Origin of the sequence: Methylobacterium sp. DB0501 (assembly GCF_011043735.1) — a bacterium.
Taxonomy (GTDB): Bacteria; Pseudomonadota; Alphaproteobacteria; order Rhizobiales; family Beijerinckiaceae; genus Methylobacterium; species Methylobacterium alsaeris.
In genome coordinates this window covers 128,583-149,440 of record NZ_JAAKGV010000009.1, presented here as the reverse complement: position 1 = coordinate 149,440, position 20,858 = coordinate 128,583, and the positions used below count along the sequence as shown (strand labels likewise).

The window sequence follows — 20,858 nt, the reverse complement described above, 5'->3', positions numbered from 1 at the left end:
CCGCGCGATGCGCGACGGCGGGAGACCATAACAGGAGGAGATGCCCATGCCGTCAGCCAAGCGGACCTATCGTATCGCCGTGATCCCCGGGGACGGCATCGGCAAGGAGACGGTGCCGGAGGGCGTGCGCGTGCTGGAGCAGGCGGCCAAGCGCCACGGCTTCACGCTGCAGCAGGACTGGTTCGACTTCTCGTCCTACGACTACTACGCCAAGCACGGCCGCATGATGCCGGAGGACTGGAAGGCGCAGATCGGCGGCCACGACGCGATCTTCTTCGGCGCCGTCGGCTGGCCGGAGAAGATCCCGGACCACGTCTCGCTGTGGAACTCGCTGATCCTGTTCCGGCGCGAGTTCGACCAGTACATCAACCTGCGCCCGGTGCGGCTGATGCCCGGCGTGCCGAGCCCGCTGGCCGGCCGCAAGCCCGGCGACATCGATTTCTGGGTCGTGCGCGAGAACACCGAGGGCGAGTATTCCTCGGTCGGCGGCCGGATGTTCCAGGGCACCGACCGCGAATTCGCCGTGCAGGAATCGGTCTTCACCCGCCGCGGCACCGACCGGGTGCTGAAATTCGCCTTCGAGCTGGCAAGTTCCCGGCCCAAGAAGCACCTGACCTCGGCTACCAAGTCGAACGGCATCTCGATCACCATGCCGTACTGGGACGAGCGGGTGCAGGAGATGGCGCGCCACTACCCCGACGTCGCCTGGGACAAGTACCACATCGACATCCTGACCGCCCACTTCGTGCTGCATCCGGACTGGTTCGACGTGGTGGTGGCCTCCAACCTCTTCGGCGACATCCTGTCGGATCTCGGCCCCGCCTGCACCGGCACGATCGGCATCGCACCGTCGGGCAACATCAACCCGGACCGCGATTTTCCGTCGCTGTTCGAGCCGGTCCACGGCTCGGCGCCGGACATCGCCGGCCAGGGCATCGCCAACCCGATCGGCCAGATCTGGTCCGGCGCGATGATGCTGGAGCATCTGGGCGAGAAGGACGCCGCGGCCGAGATCGTCGCCGGCATCGAGCGGGTGCTGGCCGAGCGCACCCTGCGCACCCGCGACCTCGGCGGCAACGCCGACACGGCGGCCTGCGGGCTCGCGGTGGCGGAGGCGATCGGCTGACGACGGCCCGCCCGGCCCCTTCCGGGCCGGGCGATGGCGCGGAACCATTTTCCACACGTCTCCGTTGCGGCCCGGCACTGCAGCGACCCGCGCCATCGGCCGTGCGGGTGCGGTGGCGGGAGAGGGTCATGAGCAAGCTGATTCGCGGCAAGATGCTCCACGGCAAGATGCTTCGCGGAACGATGACGGCCGCCGTGCTGGTCCTCGGCGCGGCGACCGCGTTCGCGCAGGGCGGTGCCGGGGGTGCCGGCGGCGGGGCTGGCGGTGGCGGGGCCGCGGGTGCCGGCGCCGGTGGAGCCGGTGGTGGTGCTGGTGGCGGTGCCGGCGGCGGCGCGGGCATCGGCGGCGGTGCAGGTGGCGCCGGAGGCGGTGCCGGAGTCGGAGGAGCGGGCGCCGGCGGCGGTGCGGGCGGCGCGGCCGGTCCGCGCGGCGGGGGCGCCGGCGCGGCGCAGCCGGGCGGCGGAGCCGGTCAGGCAGGCGGCGCAGGCGCGCAGCCGGGCGCGCCCGGCGGACGGGCCGGCGGCGAGGGAGCCCAGCAGCCGGGCGCCGGCGGCCGCGGGGCCGAGCCGGGCGGCCGTGGCGCAGCGCAGGGCGAGCGCGGCGAACGGGGTGCCGAGCGCGGTGAGCGCGGCGGCGAGCGTGGGACCGAGCGTGGCGAACGCGGCGAGCGTGGGACCGAGCGTGGCGAACGCGGTGAGCGTGGGACCGAGCGTGGCGAACGCGGTGAGCGTGGGACCGAGCGTGGCGAACGCGGTGAGCGTGGAGCCGAGCGCGGCGAGCGCGGTGGCGTCCGCGGCGAGGCCCGGGGCGCGGTCTCGCGCCTCGACACCACCCAGCGCACCGAGTTCCGACAGACCATCGTGCGCTCCGGCGTGCGGCCGCTGACGGGGGTCAACTTCGCCCTCCGGGCCGGCGTGGCGGTGCCGCGCTCGGTCACCCTGCACGCCCTGCCGCCGGCGATCCTCACCCTGGTGCCGGCCTATCGCGGCTTCCGCTACGTGCTGGTCGGCGACGACATCGTCATCATCGATCCGGACACCTACGAGATCGTGGACGTGATCCCGGCCTAAAGGCCGGAACAGCCTCCGGCTCAGGCGTGGTCCGCGAGCCGGAGGATGAACACGGCGAGCTCGGATTGTCGCGACACCCCGAGCTTCGCGAAGACCTGGCGCAGCTGCGAGCGGGCGGTCTCGTGGCGGATGCCGAGGGCTCCCGCGGCCTGAACGAGGGAGCGCGACCCGTCCATCAGGACGGCGAGCCGTCTCTCCGCCGGGGAGAGGCCGAGATCGGCCAAGCGATCCTGTATTATCGAGCGATCCTGGATCGCGCGGTCCCGGATCGAACGGTCCCGCGCCGAGCGGCTCCCGCCGGCGGCCCGGCGCAGCACCAGCAGGACGAGGGGATCCGGCACCAGGAGCCGCGCCATCCCGAGCAGGCCGCGCAGATCCCGGCGCAGGCCGATCGCGGTGACGCCCCAGCGTCCCGCCTCCGTCGCCACCGGCCTCGCCGCAGCGTGATCGGCCGGGCCGTCGCCGCAGGCCAGGGCGACCTCCCGCACGGCCGCGGCAGCGAGGCGGGGCTGGCGGATCTCGAGCCGGTCGAGGGCGCCGACCCGCACGACCTCGCCCTCGCTCAGCAGCGCGTCGCCGGCCCGGCTCGCCTCGACGAGGCGCAGGTCGCGGGTGACCACGAAGGCCGGGTCGGCAACCCGCGCGAGCAGCGTCTCCTCGGGGACGCGGACGGCACCCGCCGGGAAGCAGGCCCGGTTCGTCTCGATCGCGCGGCGCATCCGCGGCCCGATCCGCATCATCAGCGCCGCCAGCCAGGCATGGTCGCGGGCCGCCCGGGCACGGTCGTGCTGGAGGTTCAGCACCGCCAGGCGGCCGCCGGCATCGACGAGCTTGATCCCGCTCGAGGCGGTCATGCCGCCGAGGCGCGACAGCCAGCCGGCGTGGAATTCGGTGTGGCGCAGGGACGAGGCCGGCATCCGCACCTCGGAATGCATCGGCACCATCGCGGGCGTGCCGAGGATCACCGAGATCCATGGGTTCACCGCGCCGTAATGCGCCTCGTAGGCCTCGACGTCGGCGGGGTCCCAGCCCGCATGAACCAGCGGCAGCCCGGTCGCGGCCTCGGCCTCGACGATCTGGAGCACCGGCCAGATCCCCGGCAGGACGCGGCCGATCTCGGCCATCACCCCGTCCCAGGCGGCGGGATCGCAGGCCGCGTGGTCGATCGCCAGGCCGATCGCCGCGCTCGCCCGGGTCACGCGCTCCGCCTCGCCCATCGCCGCCATCCTCGCCGGGATCCCCGCCGGGATGCCGTGCCGTCTCCAGTACGGTGTCACGATGCCGACCCGGCTGTCCAGGACCGGCGATTTCGCGAGCCGGGACAGCCTCTTCTTCGGGCATCGCCCGGCTTGCCCGCGATGGCGCGCGCGACTAGGGTCCCGCCCGCTCGAAGACCCGGACGGCCAGCGGCCGGAGCCGGGCACCTTTCCAAAGCTTTCGTGGTTCTCACGGTTCCTGGAGTCGACATCATGGGCTTTCTGGCCGACGCCCTCTCGCGCGTGAAACCCTCCGCCACCATCGTGATGACTCAGAAGGCGCGGGACCTGAAGGCCCAGGGGCGCGACGTCATCAGCCTGTCGGTCGGCGAGCCGGATTTCGACACGCCCCAGCACATCAAGCAGGCCGCCGTCGAGGCGATCGCCCGCGGCGAGACCAAGTACCCGCCGGTCTCCGGCATCGTGCCTCTGCGCGAGGCGATCGCCCGCAAGTTCAAGCGCGAGAACGACCTCGACTACAAGCCGAGCCAGACCATCGTCGGCACCGGCGGCAAGCAGGTGATCTACAACGCGCTGCTCGCCACCCTGAACCCGGGCGACGAGGTGGTGATCCCGCGGCCCTACTGGGTGTCCTACCCGGAGATGGTCGGCCTGTGCGGCGGCACCCCGGTCTTCGCCGAGACCACGATGGCGACGAACTTCAAGCTCCAGCCCGAGGAGCTGGAGCGCGCCATCACCCCCAGGACCAAGTGGGTGATCCTCAACTCGCCCTCGAACCCGTCGGGCGCCGCCTACAGCCACGCCGAGATGAAGGCGCTGACCGACGTGCTGGTGCGCCATCCCCACGTCTGGGTGCTCACCGACGACATGTACGAGCATCTGGTCTACGGCGACTTCACCTTCGTGACCCCGGCCCAGGTCGAGCCGGCGCTCTACGAGCGGACGCTGACCATGAACGGCGTCTCGAAGTCCTATGCGATGACCGGCTGGCGCATCGGCTACGCCGCCGGCCCCGAGCCGCTCATCAAGGCGATGGACTTCGTCCAGGGCCAGCAGACCTCGGGCGCGGCGACGATCTCGCAATGGGCGGCGGTCGCCGCTCTCGACGGGCCGCAGGACCACCTGGCCGAGTTCCGGGCCGCGTTCCAGACCCGGCGTGACCTCGTCGTGTCGATGCTGAACCAGACCAACGGCCTGCGCTGCCCGACGCCGGAGGGCGCGTTCTACGTCTACCCGTCCTGCGCCGAGCTGATCGGCAAGCGCACCGAGTCCGGCAAGGTGATCGAGACCGACGAGGACTTCGTCACGGAGCTGCTGATGGCCGAGGGCGTCGCCTCGGTGCACGGCTCGGCCTTCGGCTTAGGGCCCAACCTGCGCATCTCCTACGCGACCTCGAACCAGCTCCTGGAAGAGGCCTGCCGCCGCATCCAGCGCTTCTGCGGCTCGCTGCGCTGAATCCGGACGGCCGATCGGGGCGGCCCGGGACCCTGATTCGACCCGGCGGGCCCCGCGCCCGCCGGGTTTTTCGCGGTCCGGTCAAGATCGCTCGGGGCGCGCGTTTAGACGCAAGCGGCGGCTCCGCATTCCGGTTGCCCCGCCGCCCCGGTCTGGCCTACACGGACCGTCCTCGATGCCGGCGCGCCCGGAGGCTTCCGGAACCCATCCGGGCTGTGCGGCAAAGAGGTCGGCGACGACGGGGTGGGGCGGACCAGTTCTCTGCAACCCATTCCTGTGAGGCTCAGTGGGCCGAGCAGTCGCAGGAGCGTCACGGGTTCGGGGAACAGGAACCGCGACCCTGGCGCATGGCCCACCAGAACTTCACCGGAGGCCGGCGGTCTTCCGTTTGATTTTGCCATTCAGTCTTGCCGTTCGACCTAGTCCGTCGTCTCCCGTTGTGGGACGGCTCCGGCTTGAGCTTCGGGGGCCGCCCGTTAAGCATTGTGGCCCAAGACTGGCGGCGCGGGTCGGATCGACGGCCCTGAACCGAGATCGCGGGTCCCGACCAGTCATGTGGCGCCTCCTCACCGGTGGAATCAAAATCATCATCGCGATCGCCGCGCTGACCACGGCCGCGAACTGGATCGCCCTTCGCGAGAAGGACCGGGCGCCGAGCCCGGCCCTCGCGGCGGCGATCGATCCGCCGACCACCGGCACGATCGCCCCCCAGAAGGCCGGCACGGCGCCGGCCCGCCTCGACCAGCGCAGCCTCGGCCGGCTGATGTCGGAGGCCTCCGCGGAGGGGCGGCGGCGCTGAGCGCGGCGGCGCGAGGCGCTCGCCGTCGCGCCGGCAACCTCCGGTCCTGACACCGCCCTGGTCATTCCGGCCTCCGCTGCGCGGCCCCGGAATGCCGCAGCGGGAAGAGGAACCGTCGAGCGGCCGTCCCGGGCGCTCACCGCGCCAGCACCACCAGCCACCCCGGCACGGCCGCCCCGTTCTGCCGCCGGATCTCCGCCGGCTCCAGCACGGCGACCGCGAGCCCCGCCGCCGCCGCGTCCTCGCGCACCGTTTCGACGCCGTGGGCGTAGCGCCCGTCGGCCCCCAGCACGGCGCCGCGCTCGCCCGTCTGGCCCTGGACCGTGAAGGCGAACAGGCCGCCGGGCCCCAGCACCCGGGCCACCTCGCGCAGCGCCGGGCCGATCTCGCGCAGATAGATGAACACGTCGGCCGCCACCGCGAGGTCGGCGCGCGAAGGCGGCTCGGCGGCGAGCGCGGTCCGCAGGTCGCCCTCGTGCAGCCGGGCATAGAGGCCGGTGCGGCGCGCCTCGGCCAGCATGCGGGGGGAGAGATCGATGCCGGTCAGCGTGCCGGCGAGCCCGGCGAGCGCGCGGGCCATCAGGCCGGTGCCGCAGCCGAGATCGAGGACGTGGCCGAACCGGGCCTCCGGGCCCCGCAGACGCAGAAGGGCGTCGCGGATCAGCGCAGGGCCGCAATAACCCAAGCCCTCCACCAGATGACGCTCGAAGCGCCCGGCATAGCCGTCGAACAGCGCCCGCACATAGGCCGGCGAGATCGCCTCCCCGGCCGTCTCGCCGGAATCCCCCAAGCCGGGGGCACACAAGCCGAGTTCCGAGAGGTGAAGGCGGATGCCCAGGGAATCCTCCGGATCGAGGGCGAGCGCCGCCCGGAACGCCTCGGCGGCACCCGCCCGCGTGCCCGGATCGGCGGCGCGGGCGCGGCCGAGCAGCAGCCAGGCCGGGCCGTAGCCGGGGGCGATGTCCAGAACCTGGGACGCGAGGTCCGCAGCAGCGCCCGCGTCACCCTCGGCCCATGCCGCCTCGGCCCAGGCGTAGCGGCGGTCGGCGAGGAGGTCGCCGGAAGAGCGGACGGGCATCGCGGATGATTCCGGGGGAGGGCGGAGGGGAGAGGACGGACCGGGAGGACCGCCTATATACGCAGGCCCGCCTCCCTCAAGAGGCTTTGCGTCCTCCGACGGGGATCAATGGCGCCGCGCCCGACCGATCTGCTCACCCTGACCCGCGAGGGGCTCTTTTGCCCCCCCGGCGACTTCCACATCGATCCGGTCCGCCCGGTGCCGCGCGCCCTCATCACCCACGGCCATGCCGACCACGCCCGGGCCGGGCACGGCGCGGTGCTGGCGACGCCGGAAACCCTGCGCATCATGGCGGTGCGCTACGGCGAGGATTTCTGCCGGACCCGACAGGAGGCGCGGCTCGGCGAGGCGATCCGGCTCAACGACGTCACGGTGCGCTTCCACCCCGCCGGCCACGTCCTCGGCTCGGCGCAGATCGCGATCGAGCGGGGGGGCTGCCGGATCGTCAATTCGGGCGATTACAAGCGCGCCCGCGACCCGACCTGCCTCGGCTTCGAGGTGGTGCCCTGCGACGTGTTCATCACCGAGGCGACCTTCGGCCTGCCGGTCTTCCGCCATCCGGTCGCCCGCGACGAGGTGCGCAAGCTCATCGACTCGGTGCGGCTGTTCCCGGAGCGCACCCACATCGTCGGCGCCTACGCGCTGGGCAAGGCGCAACGGGTGATGGCGCTCCTGCGGGAGGAAGGCTTCTCGGAGCCGATCTACCTGCACGGGGCGATGGAGAAGCTGACCGACCTCTACCGCCGCGAGGGCATTCCGCTCGGCGAGACGGTCAAGGTCGTGGCGGCGGAACGGCCGAAGCTCGGCGGCAAGATCGTGATCTGTCCGCCCTCGGCGATCCAGGACCTGTGGTCGCGAAAATTCCCCGATCCCGTCACCGGCTTCGCCTCGGGCTGGATGCGGGTGCGGGCCCGCGCGCGCCAGAAGGGCGTGGAATTGCCGCTCGTCATCTCCGACCACTCGGACTGGGACGACCTGTGCCGCACCATCCGCGACACCGGCGCCGGCGAGGTCTGGGTCACCCACGGCCAGGAGGACGCCCTGGTGCATTGGTGCGGTACGCAAGGCATCCGGGCGAAGCCCCTGCACATGCTGGGCTACGGCGACGAGGGCGAGGCGGAACCCGAGCCGCGGCAGGCGGCAGAGGGCACGGATGCGGAGAATGCCGCGTGAACGACTTCGCCCACCTCCTCGACCGCCTCGCCTACGAGCCGCGCCGCAACGCCAAGCTGCGCCTGCTCCAGGACTTCTTCCGCCATACCCCCGACCCGGACCGCGGCTACGCGCTCGCCGCCATGACCGGCTCGCTCAGCTTCCGCGAGGCCAAGCCCGGGCTGATCCGCGGCCTCGTCGAGGAGCGGGTCGACCCGGTGCTCTTCCGGATGTCGCACAACTACGTCGGCGACCTCGCCGAATCGACGGCGCTGATCTGGCCGGCACGATCGAAACAGGAACCGGGCACCGAGCCGGGCCCCGGCCACAACAACCCGCCGGTGCCGACGCTCTCCGAGGTCGTGGAGGCTCTGGGCACCATCGGCAAGGGCGAGCTGCCGGCGCGGCTGGCCGCTTGGCTCGACGCCCTCGACGAGACCGGGCGCTGGGCGCTCCTGAAGCTCATCACCGGGGAGCTCCGGGTCGGCGTCTCGGCGCGCCTCGCCAAGACCGCGGTGGCGAGCCTCGGCGGGCACGAGGCCGACGCGGTCGAGGAGGTCTGGCACGGGCTGGAGGCGCCCTATCCGGCACTGTTCGCCTGGGTCGAGGGCCGCGCCGGCCCGCCGGAATCGGTCAACCCGGCGCCGTTCCGGCCGCCGATGCTGTCGCACCCGATCGAGGAGGAGGCCGACCTCGAGAAGCTCGACGCCGCCGCGTTCTCGGCCGAGTGGAAGTGGGACGGCATCCGGGTCCAGCTCGCCGGCGGGCGCGACCGCGACGGCCGCCAGGTCCAGAAGATCTACTCGCGCACCGGCGAGGACATCACGCAAGCCTTCCCGGACCTCGCCGAGGCGATCACCTTCGCGGGCGCCCTCGACGGCGAGCTGCTGATCCTGCGCGAGGAGCGGGTGCAGAGCTTCAACGTCCTGCAGCAGCGCCTCAACCGGAAGGCCGTGACCGGAAAGCTTCTGCAGGACTTCCCGGCCCATGTCCGCGCCTACGACCTCCTGGCGGAGGGCGACGAGGATCTGCGGCCGCTGCCGTTCCGCGAGCGGAGGGCGCGGCTCGAGGCCTTCGTCGCCGGGCTCGACCACGCCCGCATCGACCTCTCGCCGCTGGTGCCGTTCGCGGATTGGCAGGCCTTGGCTGCCGCGCGGGCCGACCCCGCATCGGTCGGTGCGGGGCCGGATGCCGACGCGATCGAGGGGGTGATGCTCAAGCGGCTCGCCAGCGCCTACCAGCCTGGCAGGCCGAAGGGCCCGTGGTGGAAGTGGAAGCGCGAGCCCTACCTCGTCGACGCCGTGATGATGTACGCCCAGCGCGGCCACGGGAAGCGTTCGTCGTTCTACTCCGACTACACGTTCGGGGTCTGGCGCGAGGCGCCGGACGGCGCCGAGGAGCTGGTGCCGGTGGGCAAGGCCTATCACGGCTTCACCGACGAGGAGCTGGGCAAGCTCGACCGCTACGTCCGCAACCACACCACCAAGCGATTCGGCCCGGTGCGGGAGGTCGAGTACGGTCTCGCCAAGGGGCTGGTGCTGGAGATCGCCTTCGAGGGCGTGCAGCGCTCGACCCGGCACAAGTCGGGCGTGGCGATGCGGTTTCCCCGGGTCAGCCGCATCCGCTGGGACAAGCCGCCGGCCGAGGCCGACCGGATCGACGTGCTGGAGCGCATCCTCGCCCGCGGCGAGACTGAGGTTCACCCCGGACGGGAGATCGCCGGATGAGACGCGTCGAGACGCTCAGCGAGGGCACCGTCGCCCGCCAGGCCACCGGCCGCCTCGTGGTCGAGACGAGAGGCCCCGGCTTCACCGACATCACCGCCGAGGCCGCCGGCTTCGTGCGCGAGGCCGGCCTGCGCCACGGGTTGCTGACGGTGTTCTGCCGGCACACCTCGGCCTCCCTGACGATCCAGGAGAATGCCGACCCGGACGTGCGCACCGACCTGATGACCGCCCTCGACCGGCTGGCGCCGCGGGGCGAGCCGTATATCCACAGCATCGAGGGGCCGGACGACATGCCGGCCCATATCCGCACCCTGCTCACCGACGCGGCGCTGACGATCCCGCTGGTCGAGGGCCGGCTGGCGCTCGGGACCTGGCAGGGGATCTATCTGATCGAGCACCGCGACCGGCCGCACCGGCGCGAGATCGTGCTGCATCTCGTCGGCGCCTGACCGGCCGCCAAGGCCCTGCCCAAGCGGCCGGGCGGCGTGCCGCGCCGCTCTTCGCACTCGCACAATCCTGCAACCGGCACACCGGGCCGGAGCATCGACAGCGGCACCTGTGTTTTCGCATTTCCTGCAAAAACGCGGGGTCGGCCGCTTTTCCGAGGTTACCCCTAGGCCATCACTCGTTACATCGCACCTTTGATCATAATATCGTCAAATCAATATCGTCACGAGGAACTGCAAAATATTTCATATTGCACCGCAGCAAATTTTATGATTATTGTATTGTAATTCGCAAATCGGTTCGATGTCTCGGTGAGAGCAGCCATGAAATATTTCGCGTTTTCTCTTCTCGTCCTTGGCGCGTGGCCGGCCCATGCGCAGGATCGTTCCTCCGCGGTGACCGTGTTTCCGCCCATCATGCGGGAGATGGCACGCGACAGCGGGAGCCTGCGGCCCCGGGCGGAACTGTCCACGACACCCCAGCCGGTCCCGGCCTCTCCGCGGTCCGCTCCTCGTCCCGAGCTGGTGGCGCGGGGCTATGTCGAGCCCGTCGCGGCCGCCCTCACCGGCGCGCTCGACTAAAGCAATGCCCGAGCGGGTCGCGATACGGCCGGGAAACCGCCGGCCGGTCACGCCCTGCGCACCTGGCCGGCCGCAGCGCCGGCGTGGATAGCGCAAAGCCTCCAGTTTCAAGCCCGCCAGAAAAAGCTATACAGACGAAAGAAGCAGGCCGAAGAGCGCCGAGGAGCGCGGGTGCCGTGGCGGGGAGTGCGTTGGGTTCCGAGACCACCATCGTCGTCGCGGACGACCACCCGCTGTTTCGCGGCGCCCTGCGCGGGGCCGTGACGGCAGTCCTGCCCGGCGCCCGGATCATCGAGGCGAGCGGGCTCGAACCGCTGACGAGGATCCTCGACGAGGAGCCCGAAATCGACCTCGTCCTCCTCGACCTGACGATGCCAGGGGTGCAGGGCTTCTCCGGGCTGATCTACCTGCGGGCCCAGCACCCGGCGATCCCGGTGGTGATCGTCTCGGCCAACGAGGACCCGGTGGTGATCCGCCGCGCCCTCGATTTCGGCGCCGCCGGATTCATCCCGAAATCCCTCGAGGTCGACCGCATCGGCGAGGCGATCGGCCAGGTGCTCGCCGGCGGCCACTGGTCGCCGCCGGACATCGAGCTGTCGGCCTCCGAGGACAAGGAGACGGCCGACCTGATGCGCCGCCTCGCCACCCTGACGCCCCAGCAGGTGCGGGTGCTGATGATGCTGTCCGAAGGGCTGCTCAACAAGCAGATCGCCTACGAGCTCGGCGTCTCCGAGGCGACCGTGAAGGCACACGTCTCGGCGATCCTGCAGAAGCTCGGCGTCGAGAGCCGGACGCAGGCGGTCATCGTGTCCTCGCGCATCGGCGCGACCCTGAAGCCCCCGGCCGGGGTCGAGTAGGGCCGCGACCGGCAGCGTGCGTCAGGACAGGCGCAGGCCGGGACGGCCGCGCTCCGCGATGCCGCGCCCGAGCCCGCGTGGCACGTCGTAGGGCGTGCCGTCGAGCCCGAACACCGCCCGGGTGGTGTCGGCGGTCGCCGGCGTCCAGCGGGCGAGGAACGGCACCAGGGGGCTGCCGTCATAGACCATCGGCAGCGCCAGGGGCTCGATGTCCCAGCCGAGCGTCGACAGGTGGGTGATCATGATCGGGTGGGCCTGGATCAGGTAGCCGTCGAGGCCCATCAGCCCGGTCAGCTCCGCCACCGCCACGAACTGGCGCCCGGCGACCGGATCCTTCGCGGTAGCCGACGCGCGCCGCCAGGGCGCGGCGCCGCAGCGGGTCCACTCGAAGATGCGCGGGCCGCTCGGCGCCGTCGCACCCTGGAGGATCTGCGGGTAGACATGGGTCTGAAGATGCGGCCGGGTCGTCGGCAGCAGGCGCGAGTAGGAGACGACCTCGCCGTCGTCGATCCCGGCGACGTGGATGCACTCGGGCCCGTCGAACTGGTCGCGCTCGCGCCCGTCCGGCTTGCGACACGCCTCCCACCGCATGGTCTCGACGAACAGGCGATGGCGGAAGCAATATATCCTGTCGAGAAGCTCCGCGTTGTCGCGGTAGTTTTCGCGATCGATGATCGTGATCAAGATCAGGGCTCCTTGCTCTGGCGCCCTTCATGATCTTTGAACCTAGAATGTTATAGTCCGTAAATTTACGGTGTGCTGAGGTCGCGAGGCTCGGGCCACGATCTCGTCAGGGTGATATTGAAAGTGTTACTGATTGTATAGTTTTGAAAAAATTATTTGATTTTAGGAAGCGGTAGCAACTTGAGGTTCAAGGGACAGGAAGGCCACGAAGAGAGGATTTCGAGAGGCAAGCGGATCCGGGTCATGCCTGAAGACGATGCAGCGCCTCACCAGCGTCATGGGCCGTCGGCCGCCGCGCCGCATCGCGGCGAAGATCTGGAGTTCGACTCGGGCTCCCGGACGGATCGTGGTCCAGGGTCGAGACTCGATCGGCCCCGGCATGCGACGACGGCAGCCGAGGCGGGAGGCGCGGCAACGTCTCCGGCGAGCTTGTCATTGCAGGTGGCGATGCGGCGACGGGTCGCGATCGCGCCGCCCATCGTAGCGGATCTCGCGCTTGCGAGCGCGAATGCCGGGCGCGGATGCCGGGAATGACCACGCCGAGGCCGACCCGCGCAGGCGGCCGTCGGCCACGACGCTCTTCTCGACGCCCGTGCCCGCGACGATGCCGCCCTCACTGAAGCACGGCGTACCCGTTCGTCACGGACGCGCGGAGCGTGAAGCCCGCAACCTCAGAGGTGGTCGGGGTGATGGTGGCGTCGTCGCGCCGAGGACTTACCGACCTCCACGCCCTGTGAGCGCGTCGTGGCGAGGGCTTCGTCCAGCGCCCTCTTCTCACGCTCGCGGGTCTCGGGCTGATCCTTGAGGCTCGCGTCCAGAGAACGTGAGCGAGCCGCAAAAACCTGCGCAAAGCGGGTGTCCAAGTCGTATGGGGTCACGCTGCCTCCAACTGCTCGATCGCCCGAACGAGGCTATCGCCTCGAACGCGTGTGTAGCGCCGTATTCCCGCCAGGGTTGAATTCCCGCGAACGCCCGGATCACGGCAGCATCCAGGTCCCTGTCCACGAGCCTCCCGTCCAATATCCCGCAGCAAGACTCATGCCTGAGGCGGCGAGGGGCGACGTGAGGATCATCCGGCCCGCATCGGCTGAGAGCGGGCAGGGGACCGTCATGCTAATCGATCAGCCCCTCGCGCATCGCCTGGGCGACGAGCTGGACCCGGTTGACGGCGCCGAGCTTGCGGGCGGCGTTGCGCAGGTAATCCTCGACCGTGCGCTGCGACAGGGACAGGATCTCGGAGGTCTCCCAGCCAGTCTTGCCGGCGGCGGCCCAGCGGATGCACTCGATCTCGCGCCGGGTGCAGCGCGGGGCGGCGCCGGACCGGACCGGCCGAGCCGGCACGGCGGGGCCGAGGCTGCGCGAGGCGAGGTGGGCGTAGATCGCCAGGAGGTGGAGCCCGGCCCGGGCCTCGTCCGAGAGGTCCATCCGCGGGGCACCGAACGAGGCGGCGCTCTCGGTGCCGTCGATGTCGTGGATCGGAACGCAGAAGCCGTCGCCGAGGCCGAAGGCCGGGGCCTCGCCCATGATCCGCCGGGCCAGGGCCGCGTCGCGGTCGACCCGGACCTCCGACCACAGGAACGGCGTGGTGGTGCGCCGCACATGCGCCATCACCGGGTCGTGCTGGACGTAGGCACGCTCGACGTAGCGGGTGGCCCATTCCTCCGGCCAGTGCATCAGCAGCAGCCGGTCGGGCAGGTTCTCGCCGGCGCTCTGCGGCACCCCGGCGATGGCGAAGCGCTCGTAGCCGAAGATCCCGCCCGCGCGGGTGAGCAAAGCCGTGACCTCGGCCGTGCTCCGCGCCGCCTTCACCGCCTGGACCAGATCCAGGGTGACCTGTCCGATCGCCGCCATGTCGACGCGCCGCCCAGCTCCGACAGATGTGCCGCAAGGACCCGCGGGATCGCCGGGGGTGCGACACTCCACCGTGCCACGCGGCGGCGCGCGACGCCATCGGAAGGACGGCCGCTCAGGCCGCCCGCTTCTTGAACACGCCGACCAGCACCGCCGTGATCACCGTGCCGGCGACGAGGGCGACCACCGCGCCGAAGACCGGGGTGATGGCGTTGGGGATCGGCAGCACGAACAGGCCGCCATGGGGGACGCGCAGCGCGACGCCGAGGGTCATCGAGATCGCACCGGCCACGGCCGAGCCGGCGACGAGGGCGGGGATCACCCGCAACGGGTCGGCGGCCGCGAAGGGAATCGCGCCCTCGGTGATGAAGGCGGCGCCCAGCACCGCCGCGGCGGTGCCGGCCTCGCGCTCCTGGGCGGTGAAGCGGCCGGGGAAGAGCCGGGTGGCCAGCGCGATGCCGAGCGGCGGGGTCATGCCGGCGAGCATCACCGCGGCCATCGGGGTGTAGATGCCCGAGGAGATCAGCGCCGCCGAGGAGGCATAGGCCGCCTTGTTGATCGGCCCGCCCATGTCGACCGCCATCATGGCGCCGAGGATCAGGCCGAGCACCAGCGCGCTCGCGCCCTGCATGCCCTTGAGCCAGCCGGTCAGCGCCGCCAGCAAGGCCGCCACCGGCACGCCGACGACGTAGACCATCAGGAGGCCGGTCACCAGGGTGCCGAGGAGCGGCAGGATCAGGACCGGCTTCAGGCCCTCCAGGTTCTTCGGCAGGCGGATCGAGCGGCTGAGGAACGACACGGTGTAGCCGGCGATGAAGCCCGCCACGATGCCGCCGAGGAAGCCCGCATTGAGGTTGGCCGCCAGCATGCCGCCGATCATGCCGGGCGCGATGCCGGGCCGGTCGGCGATGGAATAGGCGATGTAGCCGGCGAGCGCCGGCACGATCAGCGCGAAGGCCGCCTTGGCGCCGATCTCGCCGAGGGCGAAGCCGAGCGTCCCCTTGTTCTCGGGCGACATCGCGTCGATGCCGCCGAACGCGAAGGCGAGGGCGATCAGGAGGCCGCCCGCCACCACGAAGGGCAGCATGAACGACACGCCGGTCATGAGGTGCTTGTAGGCGCCGGCCTTCGTCTCGGCGGCGGCCGGGCGGGCGGGGCCGGCCTCGGTGGCCTCGGCGCCCTGCAGCTCAGCATCCTTGAGGGCGGTGGCGATCAGGCCCTTGCCGTCGCGGATCGCCGCCTTCGTGGTGGTGGCGTAGACCCGCTTGCCGGAGAAGCGCCCGCGGTCGACGCCGGTATCGGCGGCGATGAGCACGATGTCGGCCGCCGCGATCTCCTCGGGCGTGAGCGCGTCGCGGGCGCCGACCGAGCCCTGCGTCTCGACCCGGACCGCATGGCCGAGCGCCTGCGCCGCCGCCTGGATGCCTTCGGCCGCCATGAAGGTGTGGGCGATGCCGGTCGGGCAGGAGGTGATGGCGACGATGCGCCTCCGGTCCGTGCCGCCCGGCGCGGGCGCGCCCGATGCAGCGGCGCCCGACGCGGGACCGGCGCCTGCGAGCGCCCGGTCGATCACGCCCTCCACGTCGGTGAGCACATCCTCGATCGCGGCCTTGGCCCGGCGCAGCGCGCCGAAGCGGCCCTCGCCGAGATCGCCGTTGCCGACGAGCAGCACCGCGTCGGCGTCGCGGATCGCGCTTTCGCTCAGGGGAGCGCCGGTCGCGCCGCGGCCGCGCAGCTCGACGTCGAGGCGCTGGTTGCGCCGTCCCGCCGCCCGGCGCAGGGCCTCCGCCGCCAGCACCGCATGGGTGCTCAGATCACCGCCGCCGACGACGGCTACCAGGTGGGTCATCGGGTGTTCCTCCTCGGTCTTCTGCTTGATCTGGCTGTTCGCTCGTCCCACCCTCCGGGTCGTTCCGGGGCCGCGCAGCGGAGCCCGAAATCCAGAATCACAAGTGATTTGGAATGCATCGGAACGATTACACCTTCGCTCTGCATCGAATGTGCTTCCGGATCCCGGGATTTCACCTTCGGAGAGTTCCGGTATGACCTGTGGGGCGGGATTTCGATTTTTCGTTTCGAAAGACTGTTCGAGTCTCAGGCTTGCTCGGCGGTCAGCGCACGGACCTCGATACCCCTGGCGATCGCCTCGACTTGCTCCCGCCCCGGCAGGTTCGCTCCCGCCCGGGTCAGCTTGCCGGCCGCGAAGGCGAGCGCCAGGCGGGCGGTGTCGGCGAGGCTCGCATTCGCGCAGAGGCCGGCCACCAGCCCGGCCACCAGGGCGTCGCCGGCCCCGACGGTGCTCGCCACCTCGGTCGCGGGCGCCAGCGCGTGCAGGGCGTCATCGGCCCGCACGAACACCGCGCCCTCCGCCCCGAGGGAGACGACCACGAGCGGGATGCCGCGCCGCACGAGGTCACGGGCCGCCGCAACCACGTCGGCGAGGGCGGGGAGGGGGCGGCCGGCCCATTCCTCCAGCTCGTGCCGGTTCGGCTTGACCGCGTCGGGCAGCACCGCGGCGCCGAGCGCAGCGGCGAGCGGGGGGCCGGAGGCGTCGAGCAGCACCCGGGCGCCCCGCGCCTTCAGCTCGGCGGTCAGCGCGGCGTAGAGGCCGGGCTCGGCGCCCGCCGGCAGGCTGCCGGCCAGCACCGCGAGGGTGTCGGGGCCGGCAGCCTCGCTCAGCACCGCGCCGGCCGCCCGCAGGGTCGCCGGGTCGAGGGTGAGGCCCGGCAGGTTCACGTCGGTGGTGCCGGCAGGATCGACGAGCTTCAGGTTGGTGCGGGTCTCGCCCGGCACCCAGACGCAGCGATCGTCGATGCCCTTGGCGGAGAACAGGGCCTCGAAGGCGGCGGCGTTGCCGGCGCCGAGCACGCCGGTCACGGTGACGGGCAGGCCCCAATCGGCGAGGCAGCTCGCGACGTTGACACCCTTGCCGCCGGCATCGTCGCGGACCGCGCGGGCGCGGTGGACCTCGCCCGGCGCCAGCCGGTCGAGGGTGACGGTGCGGTCGATCGCCGGGTTGAGGGTGAGGGTGAGAATGCGGGTCACGGGCGCGCCTCCCGGTCGAGGGCCCGGACCGCGGCGGCGTCGGGCTGAGCGCAGGCCTCCTCGGCGAGCGCCTTGAGGTCGGCCAGCGAGGCGGCGCGCAGGCGTGCCTTCACGGCCGGCAGGTCGCGGGGCGTCATCGAGAGCTCGTGGACCCCGAGGCCGGCGAGCAGCCCCGCCCCGAACGGATCGCCGGCGATGCCGCCGCAGACCCCGACGAAGCGGCCGTGCCGGGCGGCCCCCTCGCAGGTCATCCGCACCAGCCGCAGCACCGCCGGGTGGAGCGAGTCGGCCTCGGGCGCGAGATCGGTGTTCTGGCGGTCGATGGCCAGCGCATACTGCGTCAGGTCGTTGGTGCCGATCGAGAAGAAGTCGCAATGGGGGCTGAGCGCGTCGGCCTGGATCGCCGCGGCCGGCACCTCGATCATGATGCCGAGCGGCACCTCCGGCGCCCCGATCTCGGCCCGGATCCGGTCGCAGACCGCCCGCAGGGCCAGCACCTCCGGCACCGAGGTGATCATCGGGAACATGATCGAGAGCGGCGCGTCCTTGGCCGGCGGCGCGTCCTTGGCCCGAGGCGCATCGGCCGGCACGCAATCCTTCGCGGCGCGGTAGAGGGCGCGCAGCTGCGGCTCCATCAGGTCGGGCCGGCGCAGGAGCAGCCGGGCGCCGCGCACGCCGAGGAACGGGTTCTCCTCCTTCGGCAAGGCGAGGTGGGGCACCTGCTTGTCGCCGCCGATATCGAGGGCCCGCACGATCAGCGGCCTGCCGTTCAGCGCCTCCAGCATCGCCCGGTAGGTGGCGTACTGGTCGTCCTCGCCGGGGCTGTCGCCGCGCTCGAGGAACAGGAACTCGGTGCGCATCAGGCCGACGCCCTCGGCGCCCTGCGACAGGGCGAAGGGCACCTGGTCGGGCGTGTTGACGTTGGCGCCGATGGCCAGCGCGTGCCCGTCGCGGGTGCGGGCCGGCAGGCCGCGCTCGCGGGCCTCCTCCTCCTGCTTCGCCTTCAGGTCGTCGCGCCAGGCGGCGGCCGCGGCGAGGTCGCGCTCGCTCGGATCGACGTAGAGGCGTCCCGTCGTCCCGTCGAGGATCGCGGTCCGGCCCGATGCCAGCCCGAGCAGGCCGGCGCCGGCCGCCACCACCGACGGGATGCCGAGCGTCCGGGCGAGGATCGCCGTGTGGGAGGTCGGACCGCCTTGCGCGGTGGCGAGCCCCAGCACCCGGGCCGGGTCGAGACCCGCCGTGTCGGAGGGCGCGAGGTCGGAGGCGACGAGGAGGCAGGGCCGATCGGGCAGGGCGTGGCCGGACTGGAGCGCCGGGTCGATCTGCGCCAGCACCCGGCGGCCGACATCGCGCAGGTCCGCCGCGCGGGCCGCGAGCACCGGGTTGCCCAGCGCCGAGAGCTGGTCCGCCATCCGCTCCACCGCCCGGTTCCAGGCGAAGGCGACGCCGTGGCCCTCGACCATCAGCTGACAGGCGAGCGTGATGAGGTCGGTGTCGGCGATGAGGTCGGCTTGCGCCCTGAAGATCCCGGCATCGGCCTGGCCGAGGCGCCGGCCGGTATCGTCGGCGAGCGCCTTGAGCTGCGCCGCCGTGCTCTCCAGGGCGGCGTGGAGCCGGTCGCCGCCGCGGGTCAGGGGCTCGGGCTCGTCCGGCACCGCGACCTCGGTCGGGCCGAGCACGTGGATCGGCGCGATGGCGAGGCCCGGGCTCGCGCCGATGCCGGGGATCACCCGGCACGGATCCGACGGGTTCCAGCCCGCCACCGGGCCGGCGACCTTGGCGGCGGCCTCCGCGGCGCGGGCCGCCGCGGCCTTCTCGCCGGCGGAGAGGCCGGTCACCGTGGCCTTGAGGCGGGCCAGCGCCGCCGGGGCGTCCTCGCCTTCGGCCGAGATCACCGCCTCGTCGCCGGCGCGCAGGCCGAGCTGGAGCAGGGCGATGAGGTTCTTGGCGTCGGCCACCTCGGCGCCGTGGCGGACCTGGATCCGGGCCGGGCTGGCGCGAGCCGCCTCGACCCAGGCGGAGGCCGGGCGGGCATGCAGGCCGGTCGGATAGTCGACGGTCCAGGCAAAGCTCTGGGCGAAGTCGGCGGCCGGGCCGGCGGCGCCCGGTGCCGCGGCATCCTCGGCGAGGGCCGCGGCGATCTCCGACGCGTCCGTCGTGGTGCGCAGGCGGGCGAGCCGCGCCTCGTCCTGGATCAACCGGGTGAGGCGGCGCAGGACCGTGATGTGGGTATCGGATTGCGCGGCGATCGCCACCACCAGGTGGGCGTCCTGCCCGTCGTGCCAGGCGACGCCGGCCGGCACCTGCAGCACGGCGAGGCCGCTCTCGCGCACCAGGGCCCGGTCGTCGACCATGCCGTGCGGGATCACGACACCGTGACCCAGATAGGTGTTCGCCACCTCCTCCCGGCGCAGCATGCTGGCCTCGTAGGCCGGGTCGATGCAGCCGGCGGCGACGAGGAGCTGGGCCGCCTCGCGGATGGCGGCCTCCTTGGTCGAGGGGGCGGCGGCGGTGCGGATCAGGACGCGCGGCGTCAGCGACGGGGTCGGCGCGAGCATGGCGAGGCTTCCTCCCGGAAGGCGATGGATTCTGGTCGAGGGTTCTGCTTACCGCCTATGAAAACGTTTTCACGACCATTGTCAATCACTCCCGCGAGGGATGCCGTTAGGGCGGGGAGTGTCAGGACTTGCACAGGGTGGCGCCGGGTGCCACCATGGTGCGAACGAGGCTGAAAACGTTTTCGAGGCGATGACCGTCGGCATCCGTGACGTCGCCCGCGCGGCGGGCGTTTCCACCGCGACCGTGTCGCGGGCCCTGGGCAAGGGCCCGGTCAGCGACGCCCTGCGCGAGCAGGTCGAGGCGGCGGTGCGGGCGACCGGCTACCGGCCGAACCTGTCGGCCCGCCGCCTGCGCTCGCAATCGGCGCAGACGATCGGGCTCATCGTCGCCGACATCCGCAACCCGTTCTTCACCGCGGTCAGCCGGGCGGTGGAGGATGCGGCCTACCAGGCCGGGATGCGGCTGATCCTGTGCAACACCGGCGAGGATGCCGAGCGCGAGGCGCTGTACCTGCGCCTGATGCAGGAGGAGCGGGTGACCGGCGTGGTCTTCGCGCCGACCCGCCGCACCGCCGAGCGGCTGCGGCCGGAGGATTTCGCCTTCCCGCTGGTGCTGATCGACCGCACCGGCCCGCCGGGCGGCCATGACGGGGTGGTGCTGGACAACGTCGCGGCGGGGGCGGCCCTGGTCGACCATCTGGTCGAGCGGGGGTATCGCCGCATCGCCGGCCTGTTCGGCTCGACGAGCTCCACCGCCGAGGAGCGCCGCGAGGGCTACGTCACGGCGATGCACCGCCACGGCCTCGCGCCGCAGATCCGCACCGTGCCGCCGGAGGCCGACCCGGCGCAAGCCGAGGTGGCGCGCTGGCTCGCCGAGCCGGACCGGCCGGAGGCGCTGATCCTCTCGAACGGCCTGATCCTGATGGGGGCGGTGCGCGCGGCCCGGGCGGCGGGCATCCCCTGGCCCGACGGGATCGCGCTGGCGGGCTTCGACAACGAGGCCTGGACCGACCTGGTCGAGCCCGGCCTGACGGTGATCGAGCAGCCGGTGGCCGAGATCGGCGCGCAGGCGATCGGGCTCCTGTTCGACCGGCTGAAGAATCCGGGCCAGCCGGTGCGCAAGGTGGTGCTGAGCGGGCGGCTCGTCGCCCGGGGATCGACGGAGGGGAGGGCGGCGCGGCGGTGAGGATCGTCGTCGCCATGGGCGCGGG

19 protein-coding genes are annotated in these 20,858 nt (G+C 72.1%); 10 read left to right on the top strand and 9 right to left on the bottom strand.

Translation table 11 applies throughout. The features are described 5' to 3' along the window. Positions 1-46 precede the first annotated feature (46 nt). Positions 47-1,126: a tartrate dehydrogenase gene (locus G4G93_RS15220; protein ID WP_165085239.1), complete on the top strand. Its 1,080-nt coding sequence runs from the start codon at positions 47-49 to the stop codon at positions 1,124-1,126. A 152-nt stretch (positions 1,127-1,278) separates the two neighbouring features. Then, entirely contained in the window at positions 1,279-2,196 is a 918-nt protein-coding gene (locus G4G93_RS15215) for a DUF1236 domain-containing protein (RefSeq protein ID WP_165085392.1), read from the top strand. Positions 2,197-2,216: 20 nt separating this feature from the next. Here G4G93_RS15215 and G4G93_RS15210 read toward each other — a convergent pair whose 3' ends face one another. Further along, entirely contained in the window at positions 2,217-3,413 is a 1,197-nt protein-coding gene (locus G4G93_RS15210) for a helix-turn-helix transcriptional regulator (RefSeq protein WP_165085238.1), read from the bottom strand. A gap of 252 nt (positions 3,414-3,665) precedes the next feature. Here G4G93_RS15210 and G4G93_RS15205 point away from each other — a divergent pair, with 252 nt between their 5' ends. Together G4G93_RS15205 and G4G93_RS15200 are read left to right on the top strand one after the other, a co-directional pair. Beyond that, entirely contained in the window at positions 3,666-4,868 is a 1,203-nt protein-coding gene (locus G4G93_RS15205) for a pyridoxal phosphate-dependent aminotransferase (protein ID WP_165085237.1), read from the top strand. A 553-nt stretch (positions 4,869-5,421) separates the two neighbouring features. Beyond that, entirely contained in the window at positions 5,422-5,667 is a 246-nt protein-coding gene (locus G4G93_RS15200; RefSeq protein ID WP_165085236.1) for a hypothetical protein, read from the top strand. Between the two features lie 136 nt (positions 5,668-5,803). Here the strand turns inward: G4G93_RS15200 and G4G93_RS15195 are convergent, their stop codons facing one another. After that, entirely contained in the window at positions 5,804-6,745 is a 942-nt protein-coding gene (locus G4G93_RS15195) for a class I SAM-dependent methyltransferase (protein WP_165085235.1), read from the bottom strand. A gap of 108 nt (positions 6,746-6,853) precedes the next feature. Between G4G93_RS15195 and G4G93_RS15190 the strand changes: the two genes are divergently transcribed. The 5 genes from G4G93_RS15190 to G4G93_RS15170 all read left to right on the top strand — a co-directional run bounded on the left by G4G93_RS15190 (position 6,854) and on the right by G4G93_RS15170 (position 11,509). Then, positions 6,854-7,918, top strand: coding sequence for a ligase-associated DNA damage response exonuclease (locus G4G93_RS15190; protein ID WP_165085234.1), 1,065 nt, complete (start codon positions 6,854-6,856; stop codon positions 7,916-7,918). Further along, on the top strand, positions 7,915-9,624 hold the full coding sequence (locus G4G93_RS15185) for a cisplatin damage response ATP-dependent DNA ligase (protein WP_165085233.1): 1,710 nt from the start codon (positions 7,915-7,917) through the stop codon (positions 9,622-9,624). The genes G4G93_RS15190 and G4G93_RS15185 overlap by 4 nt, the downstream gene beginning before the upstream one ends. Continuing rightward, a complete protein-coding gene (locus G4G93_RS15180) occupies positions 9,621-10,073 on the top strand; it encodes a secondary thiamine-phosphate synthase enzyme YjbQ (protein WP_165085232.1) in 453 nt (150 codons plus the stop codon). The genes G4G93_RS15185 and G4G93_RS15180 overlap by 4 nt, the downstream gene beginning before the upstream one ends. A gap of 321 nt (positions 10,074-10,394) precedes the next feature. Then, positions 10,395-10,652, top strand: a complete 258-nt coding sequence (locus tag G4G93_RS15175; RefSeq protein ID WP_165085101.1) for a hypothetical protein — start codon at positions 10,395-10,397, stop codon at positions 10,650-10,652. Between the two features lie 191 nt (positions 10,653-10,843). Further along, positions 10,844-11,509, top strand: a complete 666-nt coding sequence (locus G4G93_RS15170; RefSeq protein WP_165085391.1) for a response regulator — start codon at positions 10,844-10,846, stop codon at positions 11,507-11,509. Between the two features lie 21 nt (positions 11,510-11,530). Here G4G93_RS15170 and G4G93_RS15165 read toward each other — a convergent pair whose 3' ends face one another. The 7 genes from G4G93_RS15165 to ptsP form a co-directional block, all read right to left on the bottom strand. After that, positions 11,531-12,193 carry an acyl-homoserine-lactone synthase gene (locus G4G93_RS15165; RefSeq protein WP_165085231.1) on the bottom strand — a complete coding sequence of 221 codons (663 nt, stop codon included), beginning with the start codon at positions 12,191-12,193 and terminating at the stop codon, positions 11,531-11,533. 432 nt (positions 12,194-12,625) lie between these two features. Next, positions 12,626-12,766 (bottom strand): hypothetical protein, encoded by a 141-nt coding sequence (locus G4G93_RS15160; protein WP_165085230.1) that lies wholly within the window; start codon positions 12,764-12,766, stop codon positions 12,626-12,628. Between the two features lie 98 nt (positions 12,767-12,864). Beyond that, on the bottom strand, positions 12,865-13,071 hold the full coding sequence (locus G4G93_RS15155) for a hypothetical protein (protein ID WP_165085228.1): 207 nt from the start codon (positions 13,069-13,071) through the stop codon (positions 12,865-12,867). Between the two features lie 235 nt (positions 13,072-13,306). Then, entirely contained in the window at positions 13,307-14,044 is a 738-nt protein-coding gene (locus G4G93_RS15150; RefSeq protein ID WP_165085227.1) for a LuxR family transcriptional regulator, read from the bottom strand. A 115-nt stretch (positions 14,045-14,159) separates the two neighbouring features. Further along, complete coding sequence (locus tag G4G93_RS15145; protein ID WP_165085226.1) at positions 14,160-15,893, bottom strand: PTS fructose transporter subunit IIC; 1,734 nt, start codon at positions 15,891-15,893, stop codon at positions 14,160-14,162. Positions 15,894-16,138: 245 nt separating this feature from the next. Further along, the gene (gene pfkB, locus G4G93_RS15140) at positions 16,139-17,089 is read right to left on the bottom strand and encodes a 1-phosphofructokinase (RefSeq protein ID WP_165085225.1); all 951 of its coding nucleotides are present in this window, start codon (positions 17,087-17,089) and stop codon (positions 16,139-16,141) included. Continuing rightward, positions 17,086-19,647, bottom strand: a complete 2,562-nt coding sequence (gene ptsP, locus G4G93_RS15135; protein WP_165085224.1) for a phosphoenolpyruvate--protein phosphotransferase — start codon at positions 19,645-19,647, stop codon at positions 17,086-17,088. The genes pfkB and ptsP overlap by 4 nt, the downstream gene beginning before the upstream one ends. Before the next feature lie 190 nt (positions 19,648-19,837). Between ptsP and G4G93_RS15130 the strand changes: the two genes are divergently transcribed. Next, entirely contained in the window at positions 19,838-20,833 is a 996-nt protein-coding gene (locus G4G93_RS15130) for a LacI family DNA-binding transcriptional regulator (RefSeq protein WP_165085223.1), read from the top strand. Positions 20,834-20,858 lie beyond the last annotated feature (25 nt).

Bases quoted from the DNA above. Each gene is read 5' to 3' on its own strand.
- G4G93_RS15215 (WP_165085392.1), top strand. From the start codon at position 1,279: ATGCTCCACGGCAAGATGCTTCGCGGAACGATGACGGCCGCCGTGCTG.
- G4G93_RS15205 (WP_165085237.1), top strand. From the start codon at position 3,666: ATGGGCTTTCTGGCCGACGCCCTCTCGCGCGTGAAACCCTCCGCCACC.
- G4G93_RS15190 (WP_165085234.1), top strand. From the start codon at position 6,854: ATGGCGCCGCGCCCGACCGATCTGCTCACCCTGACCCGCGAGGGGCTC.
- G4G93_RS15145 (WP_165085226.1), bottom strand. From the start codon at position 15,893: ATGACCCACCTGGTAGCCGTCGTCGGCGGCGGTGATCTGAGCACCCAT.
- G4G93_RS15220 (WP_165085239.1), top strand. From the start codon at position 47: ATGCCGTCAGCCAAGCGGACCTATCGTATCGCCGTGATCCCCGGGGAC.
- G4G93_RS15130 (WP_165085223.1), top strand. From the start codon at position 19,838: ATGACCGTCGGCATCCGTGACGTCGCCCGCGCGGCGGGCGTTTCCACC.
- ptsP (WP_165085224.1), bottom strand. From the start codon at position 19,647: ATGCTCGCGCCGACCCCGTCGCTGACGCCGCGCGTCCTGATCCGCACC.
- G4G93_RS15200 (WP_165085236.1), top strand. From the start codon at position 5,422: ATGTGGCGCCTCCTCACCGGTGGAATCAAAATCATCATCGCGATCGCC.
- G4G93_RS15150 (WP_165085227.1), bottom strand. From the start codon at position 14,044: ATGGCGGCGATCGGACAGGTCACCCTGGATCTGGTCCAGGCGGTGAAG.
- G4G93_RS15195 (WP_165085235.1), bottom strand. From the start codon at position 6,745: ATGCCCGTCCGCTCTTCCGGCGACCTCCTCGCCGACCGCCGCTACGCC.
- G4G93_RS15180 (WP_165085232.1), top strand. From the start codon at position 9,621: ATGAGACGCGTCGAGACGCTCAGCGAGGGCACCGTCGCCCGCCAGGCC.
- G4G93_RS15175 (WP_165085101.1), top strand. From the start codon at position 10,395: ATGAAATATTTCGCGTTTTCTCTTCTCGTCCTTGGCGCGTGGCCGGCC.
- G4G93_RS15210 (WP_165085238.1), bottom strand. From the start codon at position 3,413: ATGGGCGAGGCGGAGCGCGTGACCCGGGCGAGCGCGGCGATCGGCCTG.